This is a genomic window from Thalassotalea sp. 1_MG-2023 (assembly GCF_030546745.1).
GTDB lineage: Bacteria > Pseudomonadota > Gammaproteobacteria > Enterobacterales > Alteromonadaceae > Thalassotalea_C.
The window spans coordinates 1-24,190 of sequence record NZ_JAUOPD010000004.1 but is presented as its reverse complement, the minus strand read 5'-3'; the positions used below and the strand labels follow the sequence as shown (position 1 = coordinate 24,190).

The 24,190-nt window shown below is 38.5% G+C and carries 26 protein-coding genes and 1 rRNA gene; 13 read left to right on the top strand and 14 right to left on the bottom strand.

What is annotated here, in order from left to right; genetic code table 11:
* Positions 1-38 precede the first annotated feature (38 nt).
* The gene (hutI, locus tag Q4489_RS04065) at positions 39-1,280 is read right to left on the bottom strand and encodes an imidazolonepropionase (RefSeq protein WP_303477451.1); all 1,242 of its coding nucleotides are present in this window, start codon (positions 1,278-1,280) and stop codon (positions 39-41) included.
* Between the two features lie 160 nt (positions 1,281-1,440).
* Here hutI and hutC point away from each other — a divergent pair, with 160 nt between their 5' ends.
* The 6 genes from hutC (at position 1,441) to Q4489_RS04035 (ending at position 8,087) form a co-directional block, all read left to right on the top strand.
* Complete coding sequence (hutC, locus tag Q4489_RS04060) at positions 1,441-2,151, top strand: histidine utilization repressor (RefSeq protein WP_303477449.1); 711 nt, start codon at positions 1,441-1,443, stop codon at positions 2,149-2,151.
* A 31-nt stretch (positions 2,152-2,182) separates the two neighbouring features.
* Positions 2,183-3,874: a urocanate hydratase gene (gene hutU, locus Q4489_RS04055; RefSeq protein WP_303477884.1), complete on the top strand. Its 1,692-nt coding sequence runs from the start codon at positions 2,183-2,185 to the stop codon at positions 3,872-3,874.
* Positions 3,875-3,876: 2 nt separating this feature from the next.
* Positions 3,877-5,412: a histidine ammonia-lyase gene (gene hutH / locus Q4489_RS04050; RefSeq protein ID WP_303477447.1), complete on the top strand. Its 1,536-nt coding sequence runs from the start codon at positions 3,877-3,879 to the stop codon at positions 5,410-5,412.
* A 322-nt stretch (positions 5,413-5,734) separates the two neighbouring features.
* Positions 5,735-6,187 carry an NfeD family protein gene (locus tag Q4489_RS04045; protein ID WP_286270087.1) on the top strand — a complete coding sequence of 151 codons (453 nt, stop codon included), beginning with the start codon at positions 5,735-5,737 and terminating at the stop codon, positions 6,185-6,187.
* A 47-nt stretch (positions 6,188-6,234) separates the two neighbouring features.
* Positions 6,235-7,155, top strand: coding sequence for an SPFH domain-containing protein (locus Q4489_RS04040; protein WP_303477439.1), 921 nt, complete (start codon positions 6,235-6,237; stop codon positions 7,153-7,155).
* Positions 7,152-8,087: an SPFH domain-containing protein gene (locus tag Q4489_RS04035; protein WP_303477436.1), complete on the top strand. Its 936-nt coding sequence runs from the start codon at positions 7,152-7,154 to the stop codon at positions 8,085-8,087. Before Q4489_RS04040 ends, Q4489_RS04035 begins: the two co-directional genes overlap by 4 nt.
* A 48-nt stretch (positions 8,088-8,135) precedes the next feature.
* Here the strand turns inward: Q4489_RS04035 and Q4489_RS04030 are convergent, their stop codons facing one another.
* From Q4489_RS04030 to Q4489_RS04015, 4 genes are read right to left on the bottom strand one after another with little or no spacing between them, the layout of a single operon-like run.
* Positions 8,136-8,429: a hypothetical protein gene (locus Q4489_RS04030; protein ID WP_303477434.1), complete on the bottom strand. Its 294-nt coding sequence runs from the start codon at positions 8,427-8,429 to the stop codon at positions 8,136-8,138.
* A 12-nt stretch (positions 8,430-8,441) separates the two neighbouring features.
* Complete coding sequence (locus Q4489_RS04025) at positions 8,442-9,302, bottom strand: NAD(P)H-binding protein (protein ID WP_303477431.1); 861 nt, start codon at positions 9,300-9,302, stop codon at positions 8,442-8,444.
* A 12-nt stretch (positions 9,303-9,314) separates the two neighbouring features.
* A complete protein-coding gene (locus Q4489_RS04020; RefSeq protein WP_303477428.1) occupies positions 9,315-9,773 on the bottom strand; it encodes a nuclear transport factor 2 family protein in 459 nt (152 codons plus the stop codon).
* Positions 9,770-10,663 (bottom strand): bifunctional GNAT family N-acetyltransferase/hotdog fold thioesterase, encoded by an 894-nt coding sequence (locus tag Q4489_RS04015; protein ID WP_303477425.1) that lies wholly within the window; start codon positions 10,661-10,663, stop codon positions 9,770-9,772. Before Q4489_RS04015 ends, Q4489_RS04020 begins: the two co-directional genes overlap by 4 nt.
* A gap of 40 nt (positions 10,664-10,703) precedes the next feature.
* On the opposite strand from Q4489_RS04015, the gene Q4489_RS04010 reads away from it, so the two are divergent.
* Positions 10,704-11,441 (top strand): hypothetical protein, encoded by a 738-nt coding sequence (locus tag Q4489_RS04010; protein ID WP_303477422.1) that lies wholly within the window; start codon positions 10,704-10,706, stop codon positions 11,439-11,441.
* Here Q4489_RS04010 and dtd read toward each other — a convergent pair.
* The 3 genes from dtd to Q4489_RS03995 are packed head-to-tail and all read right to left on the bottom strand — an operon-like array spanning position 11,430 to position 13,696.
* A complete protein-coding gene (gene dtd / locus Q4489_RS04005) occupies positions 11,430-11,867 on the bottom strand; it encodes a D-aminoacyl-tRNA deacylase (protein ID WP_303477419.1) in 438 nt (145 codons plus the stop codon). The genes Q4489_RS04010 and dtd overlap by 12 nt on opposite strands.
* Positions 11,868-11,869: 2 nt before the next feature.
* The gene (gene pip / locus Q4489_RS04000; RefSeq protein WP_303477415.1) at positions 11,870-12,832 is read right to left on the bottom strand and encodes a prolyl aminopeptidase; all 963 of its coding nucleotides are present in this window, start codon (positions 12,830-12,832) and stop codon (positions 11,870-11,872) included.
* A 3-nt stretch (positions 12,833-12,835) separates the two neighbouring features.
* Complete coding sequence (locus Q4489_RS03995; RefSeq protein ID WP_303477413.1) at positions 12,836-13,696, bottom strand: virulence factor BrkB family protein; 861 nt, start codon at positions 13,694-13,696, stop codon at positions 12,836-12,838.
* A gap of 103 nt (positions 13,697-13,799) precedes the next feature.
* On the opposite strand from Q4489_RS03995, the gene Q4489_RS03990 reads away from it, so the two are divergent.
* The gene (locus Q4489_RS03990; protein ID WP_074495195.1) at positions 13,800-14,027 is read left to right on the top strand and encodes a hypothetical protein; all 228 of its coding nucleotides are present in this window, start codon (positions 13,800-13,802) and stop codon (positions 14,025-14,027) included.
* Positions 14,028-14,032: 5 nt separating this feature from the next.
* Positions 14,033-14,686: a DUF2959 domain-containing protein gene (locus tag Q4489_RS03985; protein WP_303477408.1), complete on the top strand. Its 654-nt coding sequence runs from the start codon at positions 14,033-14,035 to the stop codon at positions 14,684-14,686.
* Position 14,687: 1 nt separating this feature from the next.
* Here the strand turns inward: Q4489_RS03985 and Q4489_RS03980 are convergent, their stop codons facing one another.
* The 3 genes from Q4489_RS03980 to typA form a co-directional block, all read right to left on the bottom strand.
* Positions 14,688-14,867, bottom strand: coding sequence for a hypothetical protein (locus tag Q4489_RS03980; protein WP_074495193.1), 180 nt, complete (start codon positions 14,865-14,867; stop codon positions 14,688-14,690).
* 38 nt (positions 14,868-14,905) lie between these two features.
* Complete coding sequence (locus Q4489_RS03975; RefSeq protein WP_303477403.1) at positions 14,906-15,085, bottom strand: hypothetical protein; 180 nt, start codon at positions 15,083-15,085, stop codon at positions 14,906-14,908.
* Positions 15,086-15,683: 598 nt separating this feature from the next.
* Positions 15,684-17,507: a translational GTPase TypA gene (gene typA / locus Q4489_RS03970; RefSeq protein ID WP_303477400.1), complete on the bottom strand. Its 1,824-nt coding sequence runs from the start codon at positions 17,505-17,507 to the stop codon at positions 15,684-15,686.
* A gap of 299 nt (positions 17,508-17,806) precedes the next feature.
* On the opposite strand from typA, the gene glnA reads away from it, so the two are divergent.
* The 4 genes from glnA (at position 17,807) to glnG (ending at position 22,418) form a co-directional block, all read left to right on the top strand.
* Positions 17,807-19,213 (top strand): glutamate--ammonia ligase, encoded by a 1,407-nt coding sequence (glnA, locus tag Q4489_RS03965; protein ID WP_303477397.1) that lies wholly within the window; start codon positions 17,807-17,809, stop codon positions 19,211-19,213.
* A gap of 114 nt (positions 19,214-19,327) precedes the next feature.
* Positions 19,328-19,855, top strand: coding sequence for a DUF4124 domain-containing protein (locus Q4489_RS03960; RefSeq protein WP_303477394.1), 528 nt, complete (start codon positions 19,328-19,330; stop codon positions 19,853-19,855).
* A gap of 77 nt (positions 19,856-19,932) precedes the next feature.
* Positions 19,933-21,021, top strand: coding sequence for a nitrogen regulation protein NR(II) (glnL, locus tag Q4489_RS03955; RefSeq protein ID WP_303477391.1), 1,089 nt, complete (start codon positions 19,933-19,935; stop codon positions 21,019-21,021).
* Positions 21,018-22,418 (top strand): nitrogen regulation protein NR(I), encoded by a 1,401-nt coding sequence (gene glnG, locus Q4489_RS03950; RefSeq protein ID WP_303477389.1) that lies wholly within the window; start codon positions 21,018-21,020, stop codon positions 22,416-22,418. Before glnL ends, glnG begins: the two co-directional genes overlap by 4 nt.
* A 9-nt stretch (positions 22,419-22,427) precedes the next feature.
* Here glnG and Q4489_RS03945 read toward each other — a convergent pair whose 3' ends face one another.
* From Q4489_RS03945 to rrf, 3 genes are all read right to left on the bottom strand, one after another.
* Positions 22,428-22,808, bottom strand: coding sequence for a MerC domain-containing protein (locus Q4489_RS03945; RefSeq protein ID WP_074499513.1), 381 nt, complete (start codon positions 22,806-22,808; stop codon positions 22,428-22,430).
* 72 nt (positions 22,809-22,880) lie between these two features.
* Positions 22,881-23,840 (bottom strand): elongation factor P--(R)-beta-lysine ligase, encoded by a 960-nt coding sequence (epmA, locus tag Q4489_RS03940; protein ID WP_303477385.1) that lies wholly within the window; start codon positions 23,838-23,840, stop codon positions 22,881-22,883.
* A 67-nt stretch (positions 23,841-23,907) separates the two neighbouring features.
* Positions 23,908-24,022 (bottom strand): 5S ribosomal RNA (gene rrf, locus Q4489_RS03935).
* Positions 24,023-24,190 lie beyond the last annotated feature (168 nt).

The window sequence follows — 24,190 nt, the reverse complement described above, 5'->3', positions numbered from 1 at the left end:
GAGCAAAAGTTAGCTTCACAATAACTAATCGTTGCAGATTAGCGAGAAAGAACAGTATTCCCCGCTTTTACAAGTAATGTCAAAGGGTTTACACCATATTGATAACAAAGCTCAGCTGGTTGCTGAATATTCCACATCGCAATATCCGCATCATAGCCTACTTCAAGCTTCCCTTTTAAGTCAGCAATGCCAAGCGCATTTGCACCATGGCATGTTACCCCAGCAAGCGCCTCACTTGGTGTCAAACGAAACAATGTACACGCCATGTGTAACATTAATAGTAATGAATTTATCGGCGATGAGCCTGGGTTTGCGTCTGTCGCTATTGCCATAGGCACATTATATTTACGCAATAAATCTATCGGTGGTTGTTGAGTTTCCCTTAAAAAGTAAAATGCACCGGGCAATAACACTGCGGTCATTCCACTTTCCTTCATGGCTTTCACACCCTGCTCGTCTAAGTATTCAATATGATCAGCTGATAACGCATTAAACCTTGCTGCTAATTCAGTACCACCTAAATTTGAAAGCTGTTCTGCATGTATTTTTACGGGTAAGTTCGCCTGTTTAGCAGCCTGAAAAACCCTTTCAGTTTGCACCTTCGAAAATCCAATATTCTCACAAAACACATCCACAGCATCAGCGAGCTTTTCTTGCGATACTTTTGGCAGCATATCTTTGCAAACAAGCTCAACATATTCATCAGGCATATTTTTATATTCAACAGGTAACGCATGTGCTCCAAGAAACGTACGTTTTACGGTAACAGGTAAATGCTTTGCGAGCGCTGTAGCTACCCTAAGCATTTTTATTTCATTTTCTGTATCTAAACCATAGCCCGATTTGATTTCGACGGTGGTGACACCTTCGTTATGTAGCGCTTTTAATCGAGGCAATGCACTAACAAGCAATTGTTCTTCAGAAGCTGTTCTTGTTGCAGATACAGTAGATACAATACCACCGCCAGCATTGGCAATTTGTTCATAACTCGCGCCTTGTAAGCGCATTTCAAATTCATTGGCACGGTTTCCGCCGTAAACCAAGTGAGTATGACAATCTATTAACCCTGGCGTTAACCATTGATCATGGCCATCGATGACATCTACACTATTGACGTCATAAGCAGGTAAACTTTCCATCGTACCAATCCATGCAATTTTCCCTTGTGCGATCGCCAAAGCTGCATTTTTTATTTCGCCATAGTTTTCGCCACCATGTGACATCGTTGCAACATTTACATGGATAAAAAGAGTTTGCCAACTCGCAACATTAAAGCTCATAACATTCTCAACAATACGTTTTTAATTGTCGCAACTCTAACGAATAAACAAAGATATTGCAAACTTGTATATACAACTATTGACCCACTTAATAAAACATGAGATTGTATATACAAGATAGCGTTCAACCATTAACCAATAGCCTTTAAGTGAAGCAATCATGAGTCAAGCAAAAGCCGCTAAGTTTACCGTCATAAAAGAGCATATCTGCCAAAAGATTGAATCCGGTGTTTGGCAGCAACATAGCAAAGTTCCTTCGGAAAATGAACTTGCTGAGCAATTTTCAGTTAGCCGTATGACGGCAAGAAGAGCTTTACAAGAACTTACTGAACAAGGTTTGTTAGTACGTACTCAGGGCGCAGGCACCTTTGTCGCTACATTTAAATCACAATCATCTGTGCTAGAGATTCGGAATATCGCTGATGAAATAGGCGAACGCGGACATGAACATCAAGCAATGCAACTTCAATTAACCACCGTTGATGTGACCGAAGAACTTGCAATACTTCTAGGCATGAAACAAGGAGAACGTGCGTTTTATTCAGAAGTATTACACCTTGAAAATAAACAACCTATTCAGCTCGAACAACGCTTTGTTAACCCACGATTAGTGCCTGAATATTTATTGCAAGACTTCGCTAACATTACACCACATGAATATTTATCAAATGAAGCACCTTTAACAGAAGCAACGCACGAAATAGAAGCTGTACTTGCTGCACCAGAAAACTGCAAATTACTAGAAATAGCTCCAAGCACACCTTGCCTTCAAGTAAAACGTCGTACTTGGTCAAGCCAGGGCGTAGTGAGCTTAGCAACATTAACGGCACCTGGTGATAAATATCGCCTTGGTAGCCATTTAACTTTTTAACGCATTCAATCGTTTGGAACAAATCATGACTATCGACAAAAGATTAGATACTACTCGAAAAATTCGTGCTGCGCGTGGCAGTGAAATAACCGCTAAAAGCTGGTTAACTGAAGCAGCAAAACGCATGTTAATGAATAACCTAGATGATGAGGTTGCTGAACATCCGCAATCATTAGTTGTATATGGTGGCATTGGCCGTGCTGCTCGTGATTGGCAATGTTATGACAAAATTGTAGAAACATTAGACCGCCTTGAAGAAGATGAAACACTACTGGTGCAATCTGGCAAGCCTGTAGGTGTTTTTCGTACTCATGCTGATGCACCTAGAGTACTTATTGCAAACTCTAACTTAGTGCCTAACTGGGGAAACTGGGAGCACTTCAACGAGCTAGATAAACAAGGTTTAATGATGTATGGCCAGATGACCGCTGGCTCATGGATCTACATCGGCTCTCAAGGGATAGTTCAAGGAACCTATGAAACCTTTGTTGCTATGGCAAAACAGCACTTTAATGGTGATGCAACCGGAAAATGGGTATTAACTGGTGGTTTAGGTGGAATGGGTGGTGCACAACCGCTTGCTGCAACGATGGCTGGTTTTTCCGCGCTTGTTGTTGAATGTGATGAATCACGCATCGACTTCCGCTTGAATACTCGATATGTTGATGTAAAAGCAACAGACTTAGATGAAGCATTGTCGATCATCAATAACGCTTGTGAAAAAGGCGAAGCAATCTCAGTAGGCTTGGTTGGTAATGCAGCAGACGTTTATCCTGAATTAGTTAAACGTAGCATAACACCTGATGTTGTCACCGACCAAACATCAGCGCATGACCCACTAAATGGCTATCTTCCACAAGGCTGGAGCATGGAATATGCCGCTGAAATGCGTCAAAAAGATGAAGCAGCTGTTGTAAAAGCGGCAAAATTATCGATGGCCGTTCAAGTACAAGCAATGTTAGCGATGCAATCTGCTGGTGCAGCAACTACCGATTACGGAAATAACATTCGTCAAATGGCATTAGAAGAAGGCGTCAAGAATGCCTTTGATTTCCCTGGTTTTGTTCCAGCCTATATACGACCTTTATTCTGTGAAGGTATTGGCCCATTCCGTTGGGTTGCATTATCAGGCGATCCTGAAGATATTTATAAAACAGATCAAAAAGTAAAAGAATTAATCCCTAATGACCCTCATTTACACAACTGGCTGGATATGGCACGAGAGCGCATTGCATTTCAAGGCTTACCCGCTAGGATTTGTTGGGTGGGTTTGAAGGATCGCGCTCGTCTTGCAGTTGCATTCAATGAAATGGTAAAAAATGGCGAGCTTAAAGCGCCTGTAGTGATTGGTCGCGATCATTTAGATTCAGGTTCTGTTGCATCTCCAAACCGTGAAACTGAGAGCATGATGGACGGTTCTGATGCTGTTTCAGATTGGCCGTTACTCAATGCTTTATTATCCACTTCAGGTGGTGCTACTTGGGTTAGTTTGCACCATGGTGGTGGTGTTGGCATGGGCTTTAGTCAACATGCTGGTGTAGTTATCGTTGCTGACGGTACTGATGCAGCAGAAAAACGTATTGCACGTGTTTTATGGAATGATCCAGGTACAGGAGTTATGCGACATGCTGACGCTGGTTATGACATTGCGATTAATTGTGCTAAAGAACAAGGCCTAGATCTGCCAATGATTGATGGTGCCAATGGTAAGAAAGGAGCTTAATCATGAATGAATTAATCATAAAGCCAGGTACACTGACACTTGAAGTATTACGAGCAGTAAGCCGCTATGACGGTATTAAATACTCTTTAGACGAAAGCGCCTTTGACAACATCAACAAAAGCGCTGCGGCAGTAGAAGAAGTTATCGAAAAAAACCAAGTAGTATATGGTATCAACACTGGATTTGGTTTATTAGCCAATACTCGCATTAAGAAAGATGAGTTAGAACTTTTACAACGCTCTATTGTTTTATCCCACTCTGCCGGCTTTGGCGAATATATGGAAGATGCGACTGTTCGTTTAATGATGGTGTTAAAAATTAATTCATTAGCACGCGGTTTTTCAGGTATTAGACTAGAAGTGATTCAAGCGTTAATCACTTTGTTAAATGCAGAAGTGTACCCTTGTGTTCCTAAAAAAGGTTCTGTTGGCGCTTCTGGAGACTTGGCTCCATTGTCTCACATGGTGCTACCTTTGTTAGGCGAAGGTGAAATGTCTTTCCAAGATCAAGTAATATCCGCAGAAGAAGGTTTAAAAATTGCTGGTCTTCAACCTATAACACTGGCAGCTAAAGAAGGTTTAGCGTTATTAAATGGTACACAAGCATCGACTACTTTTGCCCTGGAAGGGCTGTTTTTAGCTGAAGATTTATATGCTGCTGGTGTAACCATTGGCTCTATGACCGTAGAAGCTGCCCTGGGCTCTCGCGCTCCGTTTGATGATAGAGTACATCAAGTTCGTGGTCAGCAAGGCCAAATTGATGCGGCGGCGGCTTATCGGCACGTTTTAGGTGAAGATTCGCAGATTGGTCAATCTCATTTTGAATGTGAGAAAGTGCAAGACCCCTACTCTCTACGTTGCCAACCACAAGTTATGGGCGCTTGTTTAACGCAAATTCGCCAAGCTGCAGAGGTATTATTAGTAGAAGCAAATGGGGTCACAGATAACCCGTTAGTATTTGCTAATGAAGGTGATTTTATTTCTGCTGGCAATTTCCACGCAGAGCCTGTTGCAATGGCAGCAGATAATTTAGCACTTGCTATTGCAGAAATTGGTTCGCTATCTGAGCGCAGAATGGCACTATTAATTGATGCTAACTTAAGTAAGTTACCACCATTTTTAGTTGAAAATGGTGGGGTTAATTCTGGCTTTATGATCGCACAAGTGACCTCAGCGGCCCTTGCATCTGAAAACAAATCACTTGCTCACCCAGCATCAGTTGATAGTTTACCCACTTCAGCAAACCAAGAAGATCATGTTTCAATGGCGGCTTTTGCCGGACGTCGTCTGGCAGATATGGCAGAAAACACTAATGGGGTTCTTGCTGTTGAATACCTTGCTGCTGCACAAGGTCTTGACTTTAGAGCGCCACTGAAAAGTTCAACCGTTATCGAGCAAGCCAAAGCTATTTTACGTGAGTATGTTGCTTATTATGACAAAGATCGATACTTTGCGCCTGATATTGCTGAAGCATCCGGTATAATTGCCGAAGCAGATTTAAACACACTTATCCCTCAAGGTATGTTGCCTAGCTTTTAATTGGCTTTAAATAAAGTGCAAAAAGACAAAAGCCGACAAAACGTCGGCTTTTTAGGTATTAAGTTACTTCGACCATTCTACATCTTGTAAAAAGCTAAATTGTTAACAATTCGTAGTAACCGTTCATCACTTGTGCTCTATTTTATTTCATTGTTTGTATAACGTATATTCATAAACACTTGATATAGTGACACTTCGTTATCTAAGCTAAAAAAACAATAACGTTTAAATTACAGTAGTGAAACATTTTTTTTACGTTATACTAGGACTAACTTGTCTATCATAGACAACGAATTTCCAGCTAGAAAACAAGGAGTGAGTAGTGGAATATATTTTGTATTTTGAAACGTGGATTGTACTTGCAATTTTATTCTCTTGCCTTGAAATTTTTATACCTGGCGGAATTTTACTGAACCTTGGCATCGCTTCTTTACTTGTTGCCATTGGCGTACAACAAAACATTCTTGATACTTGGGTATTGACTCTCACTGCTTGGTTTATTAGTGCAACTGTGCTGTTGTTTGTGCTCTATTTTTTCACAGAAAAGTTCTTCAAAGGCGAGCAAACCATTGGCAACATTTATGAAGAACTCGATATCTATGGCAAAAAAGTTGTAGTGACCGAAAATATCGGCCCTGGTACACATGCCGGTAGAGTTTCGTTTCAAGGAACATCTTGGACAGCACTAAGTGACGGTTCTGAAATTCCAGCGGGCTGCCAAGCCACTATCGTTTGTAAAGATAACATCTCTTTAGTTGTTGAACCGATTAAATAACGTCTAATTTTTAATTTTACTACTACCTTAAAACCTGGAGGGTTTTTATGTTAGCCACGCTTACTTTCGCACTGCTTGCGTTACTTTTTATTGTGGTAAAGTTGGTGTTGATTGTGCAAATGAAAGAAGTTTGTGTGATAGAGCGCCTTGGTAAATTTCGTGCGGTCATGGAACCAGGAATTCACTTTCTTATTCCATTTATTGATCGTGTCGCTTACCGTCATGAAACACGCGAACAAGTGTTAGATATTCCGGCTCAAAGCTGTATATCAAGAGATAACATTCAAATTAATGTCGATGGCTTAGTGTATATTCAAGTGATGGATGGCGCAAAAGCAAGTTATGGTATTGAAGACTATAAGCGTGCCAGCATTAATTTAGCCCAAACTACCATGCGAAGTGAAATCGGTAAATTAAATTTAAGCCAAACCTTTTCAGAGCGCGATACGCTCAATGAAACCATTGTTCGTGAAATTGACAAAGCTTCTGATCCTTGGGGTATAAAAGTACTACGTTACGAACTAAGAAATATTACCCCGTCTGACAATGTTATTCATACCTTAGAAAAACAAATGGAAGCTGAACGACAAAAAAGAGCAGAAATCACCTTAGCGCTTGCTGAAAAAGAATCGACCATAAACTTATCCGAAGGGCAAAGACAAGAGGCAATCAATTTATCGGAAGGTGACAAACAACGTCAAATAAATGAAGCACATGGGCGTGCAGCAGAAATTGAAATTTTAACCCAAGCAACGGCTGAAGGGATCTCATTAATTGCTAATGCGGCTTCAAAACCCTGTGGTGATAAAGCGATTAGAATGCGCTTATTAGAACAATTTATTCAACAAACTGGTGATATATTGAAAACTGCCGATGTTTCCGTTTTACCTACCGAGCTTGCAAAACTTGAAGGTTTCTTTGAAGGTATGGATAAAGTGACGCAAAACGTGCAAGGAGCGACGAAATGATCCCTGATAATATTTCACAATTAGATCTTATTGTACTGGGTATTTGGGCTGCTATTTTTCTATATTTAGCCTATAAGTTTATTCAAGCAATTTGCTTAGTACCAACAAAATCAGCTTACGTGATTGAGCGATTAGGTAAATATCGCTGCACTCTTGAAGCAGGATTTCATGTTTTACTACCTTTTATTGACCGCGTGGCCTTTATACAAGATTTAAAAGAAGAAACCATAGATGTCCCTCCTCAAGAATGCTTTTCAAAAGATGAAGTTAATGTCGAAGTTGATGGGGTGATTTATATACAGGTTACCGACCCTTTAAAAGCAAGTTACGGCATAACGGACTATCGTTTTGCTGCCATGCAGTTAGCACAAACGACAACCCGTTCAGTTATAGGCACGTTAGATTTAGATCGTACCTTCGAAGAACGCGATATTATCAGTGCTAAAGTAGTCGAAGTATTAGATAAAGCCGGAGAACTCTGGGGAATACGCGTTCATCGTTATGAAATAAAAAATATAACTCCTCCGCTAACAGTCACTAATGCAATGGAGTTACAAGTAAATGCTGAGCGTGAAAAACGCGCTATATTAGCAAAAAGCTTAGGTGAAAAAGCAAGTAGAATAAACCGTTCTGAAGGTGAAATGACCGAAATGATCAATATTTCAGAAGGTGAGAAACAGCGAAGGATTAACACTGCGGAAGGTAAGGCGGCTGAAATTTTAGCCATTGCAACAGCAACAGGGAATGCCATTGAAAAAGTGGCACAAGCAATTGAACAGCCAGGTGGCGATCAGGCAATTCAAATGCAATTAAATGAACAATACCTCAGCAAGCTTTCAGGTTTAAGCGATAAAAGCAGAAAGGTAATTTTGCCTGCGAACTTATTAGACTTTGAACAGTGGCTTAAAACATTAGGCAGTAAACCCATTTAGCTCGTTTAACAATTGCTCATAAGCCTACTTGTTTTCATTCAAGTAGGTTTAATAAGCTAATAATAAAACCAACAGGCTTAACACTAGCACTGACAATATTGGCCAAACATGATCAAAATTGGTGTTTTCTTTCTGAGCCACCAATTTCCTTATGTGCCCCGTAATAAAATATACGCTTCCACCTGATAAGGCCGTCAAAAAATACACAAAAAGTGCTTTATGGTTTAAGTTTTCTTGCCAATAAAAATGAAGGCCATTGCTATTTACCATCACTAAATTAAATAAAAACACATGTAAAAATAAGCAAAGACTAAAAAAACTTGTTTGTTTGATGTTTGACATTAATACATCCTATCAATCATTCTGGGGAGTTGATAACCACGCAATCAGATCATCATATTGATGTTGTACGGGTGATATTTGGCGTAGCTTATTTGCTAAAACATATTTTCCTAAATCAAGTTCAGATAATTGATCAAATACGGGGCTTGGCTTTCCCGCTAATTTAGCAGCTATTTCATAAAAGTGTTGTTTGGTAACCTGCATTTCACTGACACAATTATATATTCCGCCAGGTAATTGCTGCGTGATAAAAGCGAATATTTGCTCAACAACATCAAACTGATGGACTAAGTTCACGTATGCATTCGGTGATTTTACCACTTTTCCTTTAGTAAAAAAGTTCCCTGGGTATCTTTCTGGGCCGACCAACCCAGCACACCTTAACACGACACAGTCATCATTAATCGAACAAATTTGCTGCTCAGCTTGCGCGAGTATCGCTACTTTTTCAATATCAAGCTTTAACGGCGTGTTTTCATCAACTTCACCGGTATGCCCTTGATAAACTGCAGTCGTACTGATCAACACAACTTTTCGAACATGACTATTTTTCGAAAATTTAACGATATTTTTGATTTTTTGAACATAGTTTTTCTGACCATTTCGAAGCTTAGGAGGAAAGCAAACGATTAAAATATCCTGATCAAAAACAGCATATTGATTCGTATCATTAGGTGCTAAAGGCAAACTTAACAAATGACCATGCAAGCCATGCGCTTTTACTGTTGTTAAACTTGTTTCACTTTGTGTTGTAGCTATCACGTTAATTGATTTCTCTAAACACTTTTTCGCTAACGCTAAGCCCAACCAACCACAGCCGATAATCCCAACAGATGGTTTTTTTATATTGATAGCGTCTTGCTTATTAGCCATTGCTCGTTATTCTCACTTGTTTTTTGAACCGTTAATGATTGATACCACTTGATTTGAAAGCTTATTTGGTACCGGGATTGATAAATTATATTGCAAAATTTTCCAATGCCCTTCACGTTTTACAATGATTCCTGAGCCTCTACATTGACCATAAAATTCATTTGTTAACAACTCATCAAACATTGCGATTTTATTCGCTTCTATGATGGTAATATTTCTGTGTGTCGGCTGATAAAGCCAACCGTTTCCTTTATCAAAGTGTGGTTTTGCAAAGGCTTTAAAACTCGCTTTATCCCAACGCTCTGTAGCATCAGTTCCAAGAAAAATACTGTCGTTAGCCAATAAGGCGAAATAGCCTGTAAAATCAGCGGCACCTGCTGCTTTATGAAAATTATCAAGTACATGCTCTATCTCATGTTGAGCATAGCTAAAGCTTGAAATAAAAGAAAAAATTAACCAAAACCTTCTCATCGTTTCGTTACCACCACATATTTACCTTTAAATTGAGCGGCTAAGGTATCTCCTGTATATATGCCAACTTCAACGATAAAACTAGTTTTACCTTGTTGCTCTGTTAGCAATGCATCACCTGAAGTATTCTCACGTTCAATCACCCCATTGGCTCCATCTGGTATAGGTTTAAAATATTTGATTTTTCCATCTGCAAGCACAATATCTCCTTGAACATTTTGTGCATTAATTTGTAGATAAACCCACCCCCAACCCGTTAAGGTGGCTAAAGTATAAATACTGCCAGCAAACATTGTTTGATGAATGTTCTTATTAATTGCAATATCACAATGCGTTAAAAAAGTATTACCATCATAAAAATCAGCGGTAATACCCATCACTTTACTTAGCGGTATGGTGTTATGCCATATGTGCTGTAATGATTTGATCAATGAACATTGATTCTCTGGTATTTCAGTTAACCTTTTTTCCATCGAAAAATGTTGTATGTCATTGTAAAGTTTATGCGCGATAGATTTCGTTGTATAGCCAATATTCTGGTAAAAACATAATGCATTTTCACGCGCGTTCAAAGTGATAGTATGCACACCATGCGCTTTTGCTAGCTGCTCTAACGCCAGCATTATTGTTTTACCAAGTCCTTTTCCTTGCTGATGTTTGTCTGTTGCTACGTACCGGATATGACCCTGCCATTTGTTATCGATATGCAGCCGACCAACAGCATAAACTTTACCTTGCTCATCAACAAGCATACGGTGAAAAGCAGTCTTTTCAAGCTCATCTTGCTCACTACCCTTAGGTTGTTGCCATGGAGCTCGTAATTCTTGCCAGCGTAAAGCGTAGTATTGTTTAAATTGTTCCTGCGTTTGAGGAGCGATACATGAAATCATTGTCTATGCTGTAAATAGAGTGTCGTTAATAAAGTATTAAATGAAATTAGAATCACATTTACAACAAGGAAAGGTACGTTATTATCTAAATAACAAATTTTCGTTATCCATTGTAGAAAATTCGCACTACCGTTGGTTAAACTTCGGACAAACAACACAAAGTATTATGTTAAAACGCAAGCCTTTCGTTTTAACATTACCACACCAGTATTTCATGATGTTGCCTTTACTATTTATCGTGCCTAAACGTGTAGTGGAGTTTGGCTTAGGCGGTGGAAATTTATTACGTTTTCTATCGCATATATCGCCAAACAGTGTCATCGAAAGTATTGAGCAGAGTAATGAGGTGATAGCGTGCTTTCAACAGTATTTTAACCCTAATAATCATCCTTATTTGATTCATCAACAATCGGTAAAACAGTGGCTGTTAAATCATTCAACGTCAGGCGTAGACTGGCTCATTTATGATATATTTTCTTCACAAAAAAATGATGACGAATGGCCGTTAATTGAATCAATGATAGATCAATCAAATGAACAAAACTGGTTTACGTTAAACATTTCAAATCACTCAAATAATAAAGTTAATGAAACTTTACAGCGGCTAAATAAAATAAAACGAACACGTTCACTTATTTACTTTCAAGTGCCGCACTATAAAAACATAATTGTTCACTTACATCCGAGCAACGCTTGTGAAAAAGAAAACAAATACATTCCCCCACGATACGTAAATCGCGCGCGTAAACTTTGGCTACACCGTAGCTTAGATCGTTAATTGAAAAGTGACAGGGCCATCGTTGAGCAAGCTTACTTTCATGTCTGCACCAAAAACTCCCGTAGGTACACGAAAGCCTTTTTCTCGTAACTGCTGACAAAAATATTGATATAATTTTTTACTAAATTCAGGTGCTGCTGCACCAGTAAAGCTTGGGCGCATACCTCTTGAGGTATCTGCCGCAAGGGTAAACTGAGAAATGACTAAAATATCGCCTTCTGCTTGAGCAACGTTAAGATTCATTTTTCCATTATCATCTTCAAACACTCGATAACCGGCCACACGCTCAGCAAGCCGAGTTGCTTTCGCTTCGTTATCTTCTGGTTCAATCGCTAATAACACCAACAAACCTTTTTCTATTTTGCCCACAGTGTTGTGCTCAACGTCAACAGAAGCTTGGCTAACACGCTGAATTAATGCAATCATATTTACTTATCTCTTAAAAAATCTGCCATAACATCTGTTGCTTTACACATTGCGTCAATTGTCTGGCTTTCAAAACCGCTGTGCCCTGCTTGCGGTAATATTTGCAAACGAGCGCTTGGCCAATGTTCAACAAGTTTATACGCTTGTTGAAGTTGGCATACCATATCATAGCGACCATGTATAACAATGGCAGGTATATTAGAAATTTTATTAATATTTTCAATGATATAATTTTCTTTAATAAAGCTTTTTTGTTGGAAATAATGCTGTGATATTTTCGCCATACAACAGGCCTGATGAAAATCTTCAACTTGGGAAAGCCCTAATGGAGGATGTTCAATACTTGAAAGTCTTAGCTCCCATAAATACCATGCTTTACAAGCTGCACTTTTTGCTAGTTCATTATCACCCGCGAAAATATCTCCATATCCTTTGATAGGATCTAACTTTTGAGCTTCATCTAATGGTGATATGAAATCTTGATAATAATCAGGAAAAAAGCCTTGTACACCATCAGGTTTGTACAACCAATTGTATTCTTGCTGAGTGGCTAAGAAGACACCTCGTAATATAAAACCTAAAACACGTTGTGGGTGTTCAATGCCATATAATAAAGCGAGCGTTGTTCCCCAAGAACCACCAACCACTAGCCATTGTTCTATCTTTAAATGACGGCGAATAAATTCAATATCATCAATGAGCTTTTCAGACGTATTATTCTCAATTTCAGCCGCTGGCGTAGATTGACCGCAGCCTCGTTGATCAAAACTAATATAGTGATATTTTTCAGGATCAAAATATCGTCGATGATTTTCGCTAGTACCGCCGCCAGGTCCGCCATGTAAGTAAAGAACAGGAATACCTTTTACATTACCAGCTTGTTCTAGGTAAATTTGATGTTGTTCACCTACATCAACAAATTCAGTATGAAAGGGAGATATTTTGGGGTTTAATATTCTAGTCACTTTCTATTGCTCCTCTGCGGCAGATTCTGTTTTAAAATCTTGCAAACACACAGTAAAAATTGCGCCAAACAGCACAATAAGCCAAGACAAGTAAACCCACAAAAACAATATAGGTATCGTCGCTAAAGCTCCATATATAGCTTGATAGGAAGGAAGCTGTGTAACATAAAAAGCAAATCCTTTCTTCGCAATTTCAAATAATATTGCCGCAAGTGTTGCACCAGATATTGCATATTTAAAAGGAATATATTTATTTGGGATCACTAAATAAATGATAAGAAAAGCCGCGACCGATGTAAGTAGTGGTACTAAACGCATTACAATATGATCAAGCCCAAACAGTTCATAGCCATCTAATGACATAAATGAAACGACATAAGATGTTGCAGCAATACTACTGCCAACCAGTACAGGACCTAATGTTAATACCATCCAATACATAGAAAAAGCAGTGATCAAACGTCTTTTTTTAGACACTCGCCATAATTTATTCAATGTTTTATCAATAGCTGAAATTAACATCAGAGCAAACACAAATAAAAAGGTAATTGCCACTGCTGACATTTTAGAAGCATTTGTTGCAAATCCAGTAATGTGCTCCCGTACAACATCACCGGCAGCAGGTAAGAAATTTTGATAAACAAAATTTTCAATGATAATTTTAATTTCACTAAAAATCGGAAATGCCGTCATTACAGATAACATGACCACCACTAATGGCACCAACGACATTAAGGTGACATATGCTAAATAACCTGCATTCACATGAATTTGCTCAACGAATAAACGTTTAACAAAAAACACGATAAATTGGCTAATCGAAACCCATTGTTGAGAATTTACAATTTTATTTACAAAGCTCATATTGCATAATTAGTGACATCGTTTAATGATAGAGTATATGATGGTTTACTGATGAAAGCCTACCATAGCTTTACTGTAGTTTAAAAATACAAAAGGAGAAATTATGTCTAGTCAAGGTTCTGGTGGTAATGTATTAGCCGCTATCTGTAGTTTTTTTATCGCAGGCTTAGGTCAATTAGTGCAAGGAAGAATACTTGCAGCAATTATTTTTTTCTTGCTTACTTGGGTAAATTACTCTTTAGCAGCAACAGGAATTCTATTTTTCATGGCAATACCTGGGTTTATTTTTCACGTATGGGCAATTATTGATGCCGCAAAATTTAGAAGTTAATTATCATGTTCTGTAATAAACCTATTAAATTGATGGGAATAATATCGCTATTTATTCTCGTTGGTTGTCAATCTGCCTATTATTCCGCGATGGAAAAAGTTGGTACACATAAGCGTGATATTCTCATTGATCGCGTAGAAAAGGCGACAGATTCGCAAGAAGAGGCTAAGCAAGAGTTTCAAGATGCACTTGAGCAATTTACCAAGTTGATGAATTTTGAAGGTGGCGAGCTACAATCACACTATGAACGCAGTAAAGATCATTATGAATCAAGTAAAGAAGCTGCAGATGATGTTGCCGAACGCATTTCACTCATTGAAGATGTGGCTCAGGCTCTCTTCGATGAATGGCAAGATGAGATAGAACAATTTTCTAATCAGCAGTACAAACAACAAAGCCAAGTGCAACTTCGTGACACTGAGCGTCGCTATAAAAATGTTATCAGTGCAATGCATCGTGCCAAAGATAAAATGCAACCTGTTTTATCTGCGTTACAAGACAACATGTTATATTTGAAACATAACTTAAACGCCAAAGCAATTGGTTCATTAAACGCTGAATATACCAGTATCAAACAAAATGTTGCTCAATTAATAGAACAAATGAATCGTTCAATAGATGATTCTCAAGCATTTATTGAGACATTAAAAACAGAGTAAATTAATTTACTCTGTTTCTTATCGTTAATCTTTCTTCACTCGCGAGATCATTATCTGGATCAAAATGATGATTTATCGAGGCTAACAGCTCAGATAACTCTTTCACTTGTTCACTTCCTGCTTGCCCGTCCCTAAAGAGTTGGCTTAGTGAATGCAGCTTTTTAAGTTGCTCAGGAGACATCTTTAATTCCTTTTATCGTTATTGTTATGTTTATTCTCTTATCCAATTGCTACTTTTATGTGTTCATGCCTAATAACCGTAGCTTTTGGTTTATCACGTCCGTCATCAATAAACGCTTGATAAAGCCGATTCAGCTCTTTACGCTCCAGTAAATTTGCTTGGTTAGACATCGCTTTTTCAAAAAGCACATTTAACCTGTTTATGTTATTTCTTTCCATTACTACACCCCTTGCTAACCACTCCATAGCATTCAAGATCAGGTATTTACTATGGAAATAAGTGTAGCACTGAATGAGCATTCAGCCAGCGAGCATTAATATCCTTAAGTTATTAGAAAACACAAACCAAAACTCAAAAAAAGTAAAACCTATTAAAATTAAAAGGTTAAAAAGCACTACTGGATATATATGATAGAGAATAATCAAAATGCTGACAGCAGCTTGAGATATATCTCACAAACTCTGCTGCTTTGACTTACCTTACTATTAAATTGATTTTAACAATAGAATAACTATTCTCTGCAATCAGTGCCTTGCGTAGAAGGATGTAGGCGCTTAAGTTAGGTCGGGAACAACTAACCTGTGCTTCTACACCTTTAAATTCTCGCTAAGCACTCACTTTCTTAGACGAAATGGCATTACATCGTATTTTACATATTTTCCTACTACTGTTTCACGTATAAAAATGAAACGTTCTTCAGTCACTACAGCGATAGATATTGCAAGCCGAACACAACACCATAACAGTTTTAAAAGGCAAAAAAATACCGCGAATTACGCGGTATTTTTATTGCTAATTTATTGCGAATAAATAAAACTATGACTTTTTAGCCGTTCTACTTTCACGCTTTCTATCAGACTCTTTTAACCATTTCTTACGAATACGAATATTCTCTGGTGTTACTTCAACAAGCTCATCGTCATCAATAAATTCTAATGCTTGCTCTAATGTCATCAAGATTGGCGGTGTTAACACTTGCGCTTCGTCAGTTCCTGACGCACGTACGTTAGTTAACTGCTTACCTTTAAGGGCATTTACTGTCAGGTCATTATCACGGCTATGAATACCGATGACCATACCTTCATAAACTTCAACACCATGACCAATCATTAAACGACCACGTTCCTGTAGATTGAATAAAGCATTAGTTAACGCCTTACCCGTAGCATTAGCGATCATTACACCGTTCAAGCGTTGGCCAATTTCACCGCCTTTATGTGGTCCATACTCGAAGAACGTATGATAAATCAAACCAGAACCTGACGTTAATGTCATAAACTCAGTTTGGAAACCAATTAAACCACGGCTTGGCATGATAAAGTCCATGCGAATACGACCTTTACCATCAGGGGCCATGTCAGTAAGCTCCGCTTTACGTAAGCCCATTTTTTCCATGATTGAACCTTGATGTTCTTCTTCAACATCAATTGTTACTGTTTCATAAGGCTCTTCAATTTGACCATCTACTTCACGCATAATAACTTCAGGACGAGAAACAGCTAATTCATAACCTTCACGACGCATATTTTCAATTAAAATACCTAAATGAAGTTCGCCACGGCCAGACACTTTGAATTTATCTGGATCGTCTAATTGTTCAACGCGTAAAGCAACATTATGAACAAGTTCTTTATCTAAACGATCTTTGATATTACGCGAAGTAACATACTTACCTTCTTTACCTGAAAAAGGTGATGTATTTACTTGGAATGTCATTGTTACTGTAGGTTCATCAACAGATAACGGTGGTAAAGGTGCAACTTCATTTGGACAGCAAATTGTATCTGATATTTTTAATTCGCCTAAACCCGTAATAGCAATAATATCACCAGCTTCAGCTAAATCTGTTTCGTGACGCTCTAAGCCTAAGTAGCCAAATACTTTTCCTACCTTGCCATTGTGTATTTTTCCAGTAGCACCCTGAACAGTCACTTGTTGGTTAGGTTTAACAGTACCGCGAGTGATACGACCAACACCGATTACGCCTAAATAAGAGCTGTAATCTAATTGAGAAATCTGCATTTGAAATGCACCTTCAGGATCTGCTTCTGGTGCAGGTACTTGATCAACAATTGTTTGGAAAAGCGGCGTCATATCTGCGCCTTCTTCACCTTCTTCTAAAGATGCCCAACCATTAATTGCTGAGGCATAAACAACCTGAAAGTCTAATTGTTCATCTGTAGCACCAAGGTTATCGAATAAGTCAAATACTTGATCCATTACCCATTCAGCACGAGCACCAGGTTTGTCAATTTTGTTAATAACAACAATAGGCTTTAACCCTTGAGCAAAGGCTTTTTGCGTTACAAAGCGTGTTTGCGGCATAGGGCCTTCCTGTGCATCTACAATAAGTAGTACAGAATCAACCATCGACATTACACGCTCAACTTCACCACCGAAATCAGCGTGACCAGGAGTATCCACAATGTTCACTCTGTAGTCTTTCCAATTAATGGCTGTATTTTTAGCCAAAATGGTGATACCGCGTTCTTTTTCGATATCGTTTGAGTCCATCACACGTTCTTCAAGATCTGTTCTTGAATCTAATGTACCTGATTGATCTAATAATTTATCAACCAAGGTAGTTTTACCATGGTCAACGTGGGCTATAATAGCGATGTTACGTAATTTATCTAACACTGGAATTTGCTCAAAGGGCTTCAATTGGGCGCGTATTGTACAGCAGTCTCCCTAACAATGAAAATATAATGAAATATAAATTTCATTTGCTAGAAAAATAACGCATTGTCTCTTACACTGCTATTGCACCATACAGATGCAAGGTAAGGATCATCTTGGTGCAATGGCAAAACTTAGTTTTACAAAAGAACTTATATTACAACAAGTTATCGCTTGGCACACTTTTAGCTTACACCCTAGCAAAGCAAAATGCGGTACAAGCATTTATATTAATTTTGTTCATTTCACTGGAGACACTCATGTCACAAGCAGTATTAGACTTAATCAAAGAAAATGACGTTAAGTTCGTTGACTTACGTTTTACTGATTCAAAAGGTAAAGAACAACACGTTTCATTACCGTACCATCAAGTTGATGAAGATTTCTTCGAAGATGGAAAAATGTTTGATGGCTCTTCAATTGCAGGCTGGAAAGGCATTAACGAATCAGACATGGTATTAATGCCTGACGCATCGACTGCTGTTTTAGACCCATTCACAGAAGAAGTTACCTTAAACATTCGTTGTGACATCGTTGAACCAGGAACAATGCAAGGTTATAGCCGTGATCCTCGTTCAGTAGCACATCGCGCTGAAGAGTACATGCGCTCTACAGGTATAGCAGACACAGTACTGATTGGTCCTGAACCAGAGTTTTTCGTATTCGATGACGTTAAATTCAAAGCAGACATGAGCGGTGCAAGCTATTCAATCGACGATAAAGAAGCAGCCTGGAATTCAAACACTTCTTATGAAGATGGCAACACTGGCCATCGTCCAGGTGTAAAAGGTGGTTATTTCCCAGTAGCACCTGTTGATTCTTCACAAGATTTACGTTCAGCAATGTGTTTAGTTATGGAAGAAATGGGCTTAGTTGTTGAAGCACATCACCATGAAGTAGCAACAGCTGGCCAAAACGAAATCGCATGTCGTTTTAACACCATGGTTAAAAAGGCTGATGAAGTACAAATCTACAAGTATGTTGTTCATAACGTTGCACATGCTTACGGTAAAACAGCGACTTTCATGCCTAAACCACTTGTAGGTGACAACGGCACTGGTATGCATGTACATCAATCACTAGCAAAAGACGGCGTTAACCTTTTTGCTGGTGATAAGTATGGCGGACTTTCTGAAACTGCACTTTATTACATCGGTGGTATCATTAAGCATGCTAAAGCATTAAACGCATTTACTAATGCTTCAACTAACTCATACAAACGTTTAGTACCAGGTTTTGAAGCGCCTGTAATGCTTGCTTACTCTGCACGTAACCGCTCAGCATCTATTCGTATTCCAGTGGTGCCTTCACCGAAAGCACGTCGTATTGAAGCACGTTTCCCTGATCCTACAGCTAACCCTTACTTAGCATTCTCTGCAATGTTAATGGCTGGCCTAGACGGTATCAAAAATAAAATCCATCCTGGTGATGCAATGGACAAAGACTTGTACGACCTGCCTGCAGAAGAAGCAGCAGCGATCCCACAAGTCGCCTCATCGCTTGAAGAAGCGCTAGACGCACTTGAAGCAGATAATGATTTCTTAACAGCTGGCGGCGTAATGGATACAGATATGATAAATGCATATATCGGCTTAAAGCGTGAAGAAGTTGAAACACTAAATATGACAACTCACCCAGTTGAGTTCCAAATGTATTACAGCCTTTAATCAGTAATTTACTGAGATTAAAGAAAAAGCTCACTTCGGTGAGCTTTTTTGTAGCTAATTTGATATTTTTTCGATAGATTAAAAGGTAATCGATTTATTTAAAAGGAGTACACATTGAAAAATATCTATTTAATTTGTGCTCTAATGCTTTGCATCTCTTTCTCACAAGTGGCTGATGCTGCATCTACCAAGGTCTATGTTTGGGTTGATGAATCTGGCAAAGTCGTTTATTCAGATACCCCACGCCCCGGCGCTGAAGAAGTTGAGGTTCAAGAAAAAAACATTATCTCTACCCATGTGGATACATCCATTCTTGATATAAAGCCTAAAGTAATCGAAGATAAATTCAATGTCGAAATTACCCAACCTAGCAATAAACAAACTATTCGAGACAATACTGGTTCTCTTTTGGTGCAAGGTAGAATAAAACCCTTATTTAAACAAGGGCACACTATTCAACTTTTACTCGATAATAAACCTTACAACTCTCCGCAAAGCTATGCTCAGTTTAGGCTGTCTAATATTGACAGGGGCGAGCATCAATTAAAATTATCTCTCCTTAATGAGAAAGGCAAGGTTATTGCATCGTCTAAGCAAATAACCTTTTATATGCACAGAGCTTCAAAAATAAGCGCTAATTAGCCGATATAATCGTGCAATAAATAGGTTTTAACTTTACACTAAAAAATATTCGCACCATTTTAGTGCATAGAGGTTTTATGCCTAGTACAAAAAAATTAGACGCAACAGCAAAATTATATTATCAACAGAATTTACCCAATCATATGGTAACGGCTGTGATTGTGCTTGATAGCCAATTAAACATTCAATACGCAAATCCAGCTACCGAAGCATTATTAGTTAAAAGCCTTAACAAGTTGCGCAATCAAAGTTTACAACATGTTTTTTTTAATAGCCCCATTAGTAGTATACGTTTAAAACAACTGTTGACCTCAGGCCAAGAGTTTAGTGATAGTGATGTTGTGTTAGAGTTTTTTGATAAACGTGTAATCACCGTTGAACTAACAGCTTCCTCATTTTCCTTAGATAACGCTCCGTTTATATTGCTTGAAATTAAACAAATTGATCAACAAAAACAAATTAGTGAAGAAGCATTTCAGCATCAACAGTGGGAGTCTGCGCGTGATTTAATTCGCGGTTTAGCGCACGAAATAAAAAATCCACTTGGTGGCTTACGAGGTGCTGCTCAACTACTCAATAAAGAACTTACGCCAGATCAACAAGAATACACAGCAATGATTATTGAACAAGCAGACAGGTTAACAAATTTAGTTGATCGCTTATTAGGCCCTAATCAATTGCCAGATTTTAACAGTCAAAATATTCACCTTATACTGGAAAAAGTTGCTCAGCTTGTTAGCTTCAATAATCCTCACGACATCAAAATTATTAAAGATTACGACCCTTCGTTACCAGACATAAAATTTGATGCTGATAAAATACAGCAAGCGTTACTAAACATAGTCAGTAATGCCATTCAAGTTATCGGCGAAAGTGGTGTAGTGCGATTAAAAACACGCGCTGCCAGTAATAAAACGATTAATGGCCGTCGCATTAAACTTGCGGCACAAATTAGCATTATCGATAATGGGCCTGGCATCCCAAGTAAAATTCAAGACACCTTATTCTATCCTATGGTTTCAGGACGCTCTAATGGCACTGGCTTAGGCCTTGCTATTTCACAAACGCTCATAAACCAACACAAAGGGAAAATTTCCTGTATTAGTCGCCCGGGTCATACCGAATTTATTATTTTATTACCAATTTCAGAAGATAAAACGCCATGATTACAGAACAAATTTGGGTTGTAGACGATGACAGTTCCATTCGTTGGGTATTAGAAAAAGCCTTTGCAAATGCAAATATCAGTTCCGCGTCATTTGATAGTGCAGAAAATGTGTTAACTGCTCTAGATCACGGCCAACCCGAAGTGATCATATCTGATATTCGCATGCCTAATATCGATGGTATGGAGTTATTAAATGATATAAATTTACGTTTTCCTGATATTCCTGTGATCATTATGACCGCGCACTCAGACTTAGATAGCGCAGTTAATGCGTATCAGGGTGGGGCATTCGAATACTTACCTAAACCATTTGATATTGATGAGGCACTTGCATTAAGCAAACGTGCCTTAGCTCATGCACACGAAGTAAAAGCGAAAACGCGTCAAGATGCACCCAGCTCAGCCGCTGTTGGCATAATTGGTGAAGCACCTGCTATGCAAGAAGTTTTTCGAGCTATCGGACGGTTATCTCGATCTAGTATCAGTGTTTTAATAAATGGTGAGTCAGGAACAGGTAAAGAACTTGTCGCCCATGCATTGCATATGCACAGCCCTAGGGCAAAAGAACCTTTCATTCCACTTAATATGGCAGCAATTCCGAAAGATTTGATCGAATCAGAATTATTCGGACACGAAAAAGGCGCATTCACTGGCGCGAATTCAGTAAGACAAGGTCGATTCGAACAAGCACATAATGGCACCTTATTTCTTGATGAAATTGGCGATATGCCGCTAGATATTCAAACTCGATTATTAAGAGTATTAGCCGACGGGCAATTCTATCGAGTAGGTGGTCACTCCCCTATTCAAGTAGACGTTCGTATACTTGCGGCGACACATCAAAATTTAGAAGATAAAGTTCGTTCTGGTGACTTTAGAGAAGACTTGTTCCATCGATTAAATGTTATCAGAATTCATATTCCGAGTTTACGTGAACGTAGAGAAGATATCCCACAACTGTGTGAACACTTTCTTAAACATGCCGCCATTGAACTAAGCGTTGAAACGAAAACACTAGACAAACCTACTGTCGAATACCTTAAGCAATTTGATTGGCCAGGCAATGTCAGACAACTTGAAAATATTTGTCGATTTTTAACTGTTATGGCAAGTAGTAAAGAGATTCACCTAGAAGACTTACCAAGCGAGCTCACTCAAGAAGCTATCAGCTACGATGCTGAAGGCGTAAGTTGGCAACTACTTCTTAAACAATGGGCTAATGAAAAATTATCGTCAGGAGAGAACGGAATATTAGAAGAAGCGCTGCCGGAATTTGAAAAAATAATGATACAAGCTGCCCTAAAAATAACCAATGGCCATAAACAAGAAGCGGCAAAAAAACTTGGTTGGGGCAGGAATACACTAACTAGGAAGTTAAAAGATTTAAAACTTTAACGTCAAGCTCTAGCTTGAACAACCATGTTCATCACAGCGTTTACAATTATTACAAAGCTTCAGATTAATCACATGGGCTGCAACAATTAACGTTGCCCCTATTATGATAAAGAAAGGCTGTGCTTGTTCAGAAAAGTCATGCTTCATCCAGTAAATTACTAGACCTAAAATCAGCAAGTAAAATGGATATAACCTTTTGTGATAGCGTTTAAACCCTGAAAACATTGCTATAGAACCAAGAATACCTGTCACAAGTAAAAATACATGCTCCCAAGTATGGTCAGCTAAGAAGCTTAACCCCAATAAAGGAAGTGCAGGTAAGATAACAGGCAGCAATATGCAATGTAATGCACATAGAGATGTCGCTGTAATACCAATTCTATCTAACACAATGAACTTAACCTTATCCTAAGTAATTAATGAGATAATATCACACATGATACATTGTCACAATATAAACTATTAAGCATTATTAAACATAAAACAGATTGACTGTTCAATATGGTTTAAACCTAACGCAATCATCAAAAGTCTATCGATACCTAATGCGACCCCTGAGCAACTTGGTAACCCTGATTCTAGAGCTTGTATGAAACGTTTATCAATCGGTTTAGCCTCTTTTCCTTCGTTAACCCTGTGGATATTATCTCGTTCAAACCGTGCTAATTGCTCTGTAGCATCGCGTAGCTCATGAAAGCCATTCGCGAGTTCAATACCTTTAAAATATACCTCGAATCTTTCAGAGACTTTCGGATTCTCTTGGCAAATTTTAGCAAGGGATGCTTGTGATGCTGGAAATTCATAGACGATACAAGGTTTATCTTGCCCGATATTTTTTTCAATACACTCAGAAAATAACACCTGTAGCAAAATATCCTTATCCACTTCATTTACAATCCAATCTCCTTCAACCCCTTTTTCATAAAGCAAATGTTTCAATTGCTCCACACTTGCAAGTAAAGGATCGATTGCTAGCTCATTAATAAAAATATTTCTATAAGTAATAATTTCTGATGACTTGCAAGCTAATACTGACATTAATAAAGCATCAACTTCTTTCATTAACTCTCGGTGATCAATACCAACACGATACCATTCAAGAATAGTAAATTCAGGATTATGATACCTGCCTTGTTCTTCATCTCTAAAAGCTTTACAGAGTTGATAAATATCTTTGTAACCCGCAGATAAAAGCCTTTTCATTGCAAATTCTGGCGAAGTTTGTAAATAATAAGTGGGTGATGGCGCAGTACCATTAGGTTGAGTGGAGAAGGCTTCCATGTATCTATCTGTCACTGTACCTTGTGATAATAAAGGCGTTTCTACTTCAACAACACCTTTTTGATAAAAAAAGGATCTGATCTGATGTATCACTTCAGCTCTTTTCTTAGCATTCTGCCAAGTTAACGTGGGTTCAAACATAGATAAATAAAATAAAACTACTGTAAACGAAAAAAGCCCTTGTCGCTAGACAAGGGCTTAAATAAGAATCTGGTAATGTCCTACTCTCACATGGGAACTCCCACACTACCATCGGCGCTATTGCATTTCACTACTGAGTTCGGCATGGAATCAGGTGGTTCTACAATGCTATGGTTACCAGATAAAAACCTTTAATGGTTAAACAACTTAATAATTATTTAATCATTAGAGGTTAAAAAACCCGTAGCTTTCGCTACGGGTTTCTCTAAATAAAAGCTTGATGATGTCCTACTCTCACATGGGAACTCCCACACTACCATCGGCGCTATTGCATTTCACTACTGAGTTCG

Excerpts from the sequence above, each read along its gene's own strand:
- hutI (WP_303477451.1), bottom strand. The coding sequence starts at position 1,280 with ATGAGCTTTAATGTTGCGAGTTGGCAAACTCTTTTTATCCATGTAAAT.
- hutC (WP_303477449.1), top strand. The coding sequence starts at position 1,441 with ATGAGTCAAGCAAAAGCCGCTAAGTTTACCGTCATAAAAGAGCATATC.
- hutH (WP_303477447.1), top strand. The coding sequence starts at position 3,877 with ATGAATGAATTAATCATAAAGCCAGGTACACTGACACTTGAAGTATTA.
- Q4489_RS04040 (WP_303477439.1), top strand. The coding sequence starts at position 6,235 with ATGTTAGCCACGCTTACTTTCGCACTGCTTGCGTTACTTTTTATTGTG.
- Q4489_RS04035 (WP_303477436.1), top strand. The coding sequence starts at position 7,152 with ATGATCCCTGATAATATTTCACAATTAGATCTTATTGTACTGGGTATT.
- Q4489_RS04030 (WP_303477434.1), bottom strand. The coding sequence starts at position 8,429 with ATGTCAAACATCAAACAAACAAGTTTTTTTAGTCTTTGCTTATTTTTA.
- Q4489_RS04025 (WP_303477431.1), bottom strand. The coding sequence starts at position 9,302 with ATGGCTAATAAGCAAGACGCTATCAATATAAAAAAACCATCTGTTGGG.
- Q4489_RS04020 (WP_303477428.1), bottom strand. The coding sequence starts at position 9,773 with ATGAGAAGGTTTTGGTTAATTTTTTCTTTTATTTCAAGCTTTAGCTAT.
- Q4489_RS04015 (WP_303477425.1), bottom strand. The coding sequence starts at position 10,663 with ATGATTTCATGTATCGCTCCTCAAACGCAGGAACAATTTAAACAATAC.
- Q4489_RS04010 (WP_303477422.1), top strand. The coding sequence starts at position 10,704 with ATGAAATTAGAATCACATTTACAACAAGGAAAGGTACGTTATTATCTA.
- dtd (WP_303477419.1), bottom strand. The coding sequence starts at position 11,867 with ATGATTGCATTAATTCAGCGTGTTAGCCAAGCTTCTGTTGACGTTGAG.
- Q4489_RS03995 (WP_303477413.1), bottom strand. The coding sequence starts at position 13,696 with ATGAGCTTTGTAAATAAAATTGTAAATTCTCAACAATGGGTTTCGATT.
- Q4489_RS03990 (WP_074495195.1), top strand. The coding sequence starts at position 13,800 with ATGTCTAGTCAAGGTTCTGGTGGTAATGTATTAGCCGCTATCTGTAGT.
- Q4489_RS03985 (WP_303477408.1), top strand. The coding sequence starts at position 14,033 with ATGTTCTGTAATAAACCTATTAAATTGATGGGAATAATATCGCTATTT.
- Q4489_RS03980 (WP_074495193.1), bottom strand. The coding sequence starts at position 14,867 with ATGTCTCCTGAGCAACTTAAAAAGCTGCATTCACTAAGCCAACTCTTT.
- Q4489_RS03975 (WP_303477403.1), bottom strand. The coding sequence starts at position 15,085 with ATGGAAAGAAATAACATAAACAGGTTAAATGTGCTTTTTGAAAAAGCG.
- glnA (WP_303477397.1), top strand. The coding sequence starts at position 17,807 with ATGTCACAAGCAGTATTAGACTTAATCAAAGAAAATGACGTTAAGTTC.
- glnL (WP_303477391.1), top strand. The coding sequence starts at position 19,933 with ATGCCTAGTACAAAAAAATTAGACGCAACAGCAAAATTATATTATCAA.
- glnG (WP_303477389.1), top strand. The coding sequence starts at position 21,018 with ATGATTACAGAACAAATTTGGGTTGTAGACGATGACAGTTCCATTCGT.
- epmA (WP_303477385.1), bottom strand. The coding sequence starts at position 23,840 with ATGTTTGAACCCACGTTAACTTGGCAGAATGCTAAGAAAAGAGCTGAA.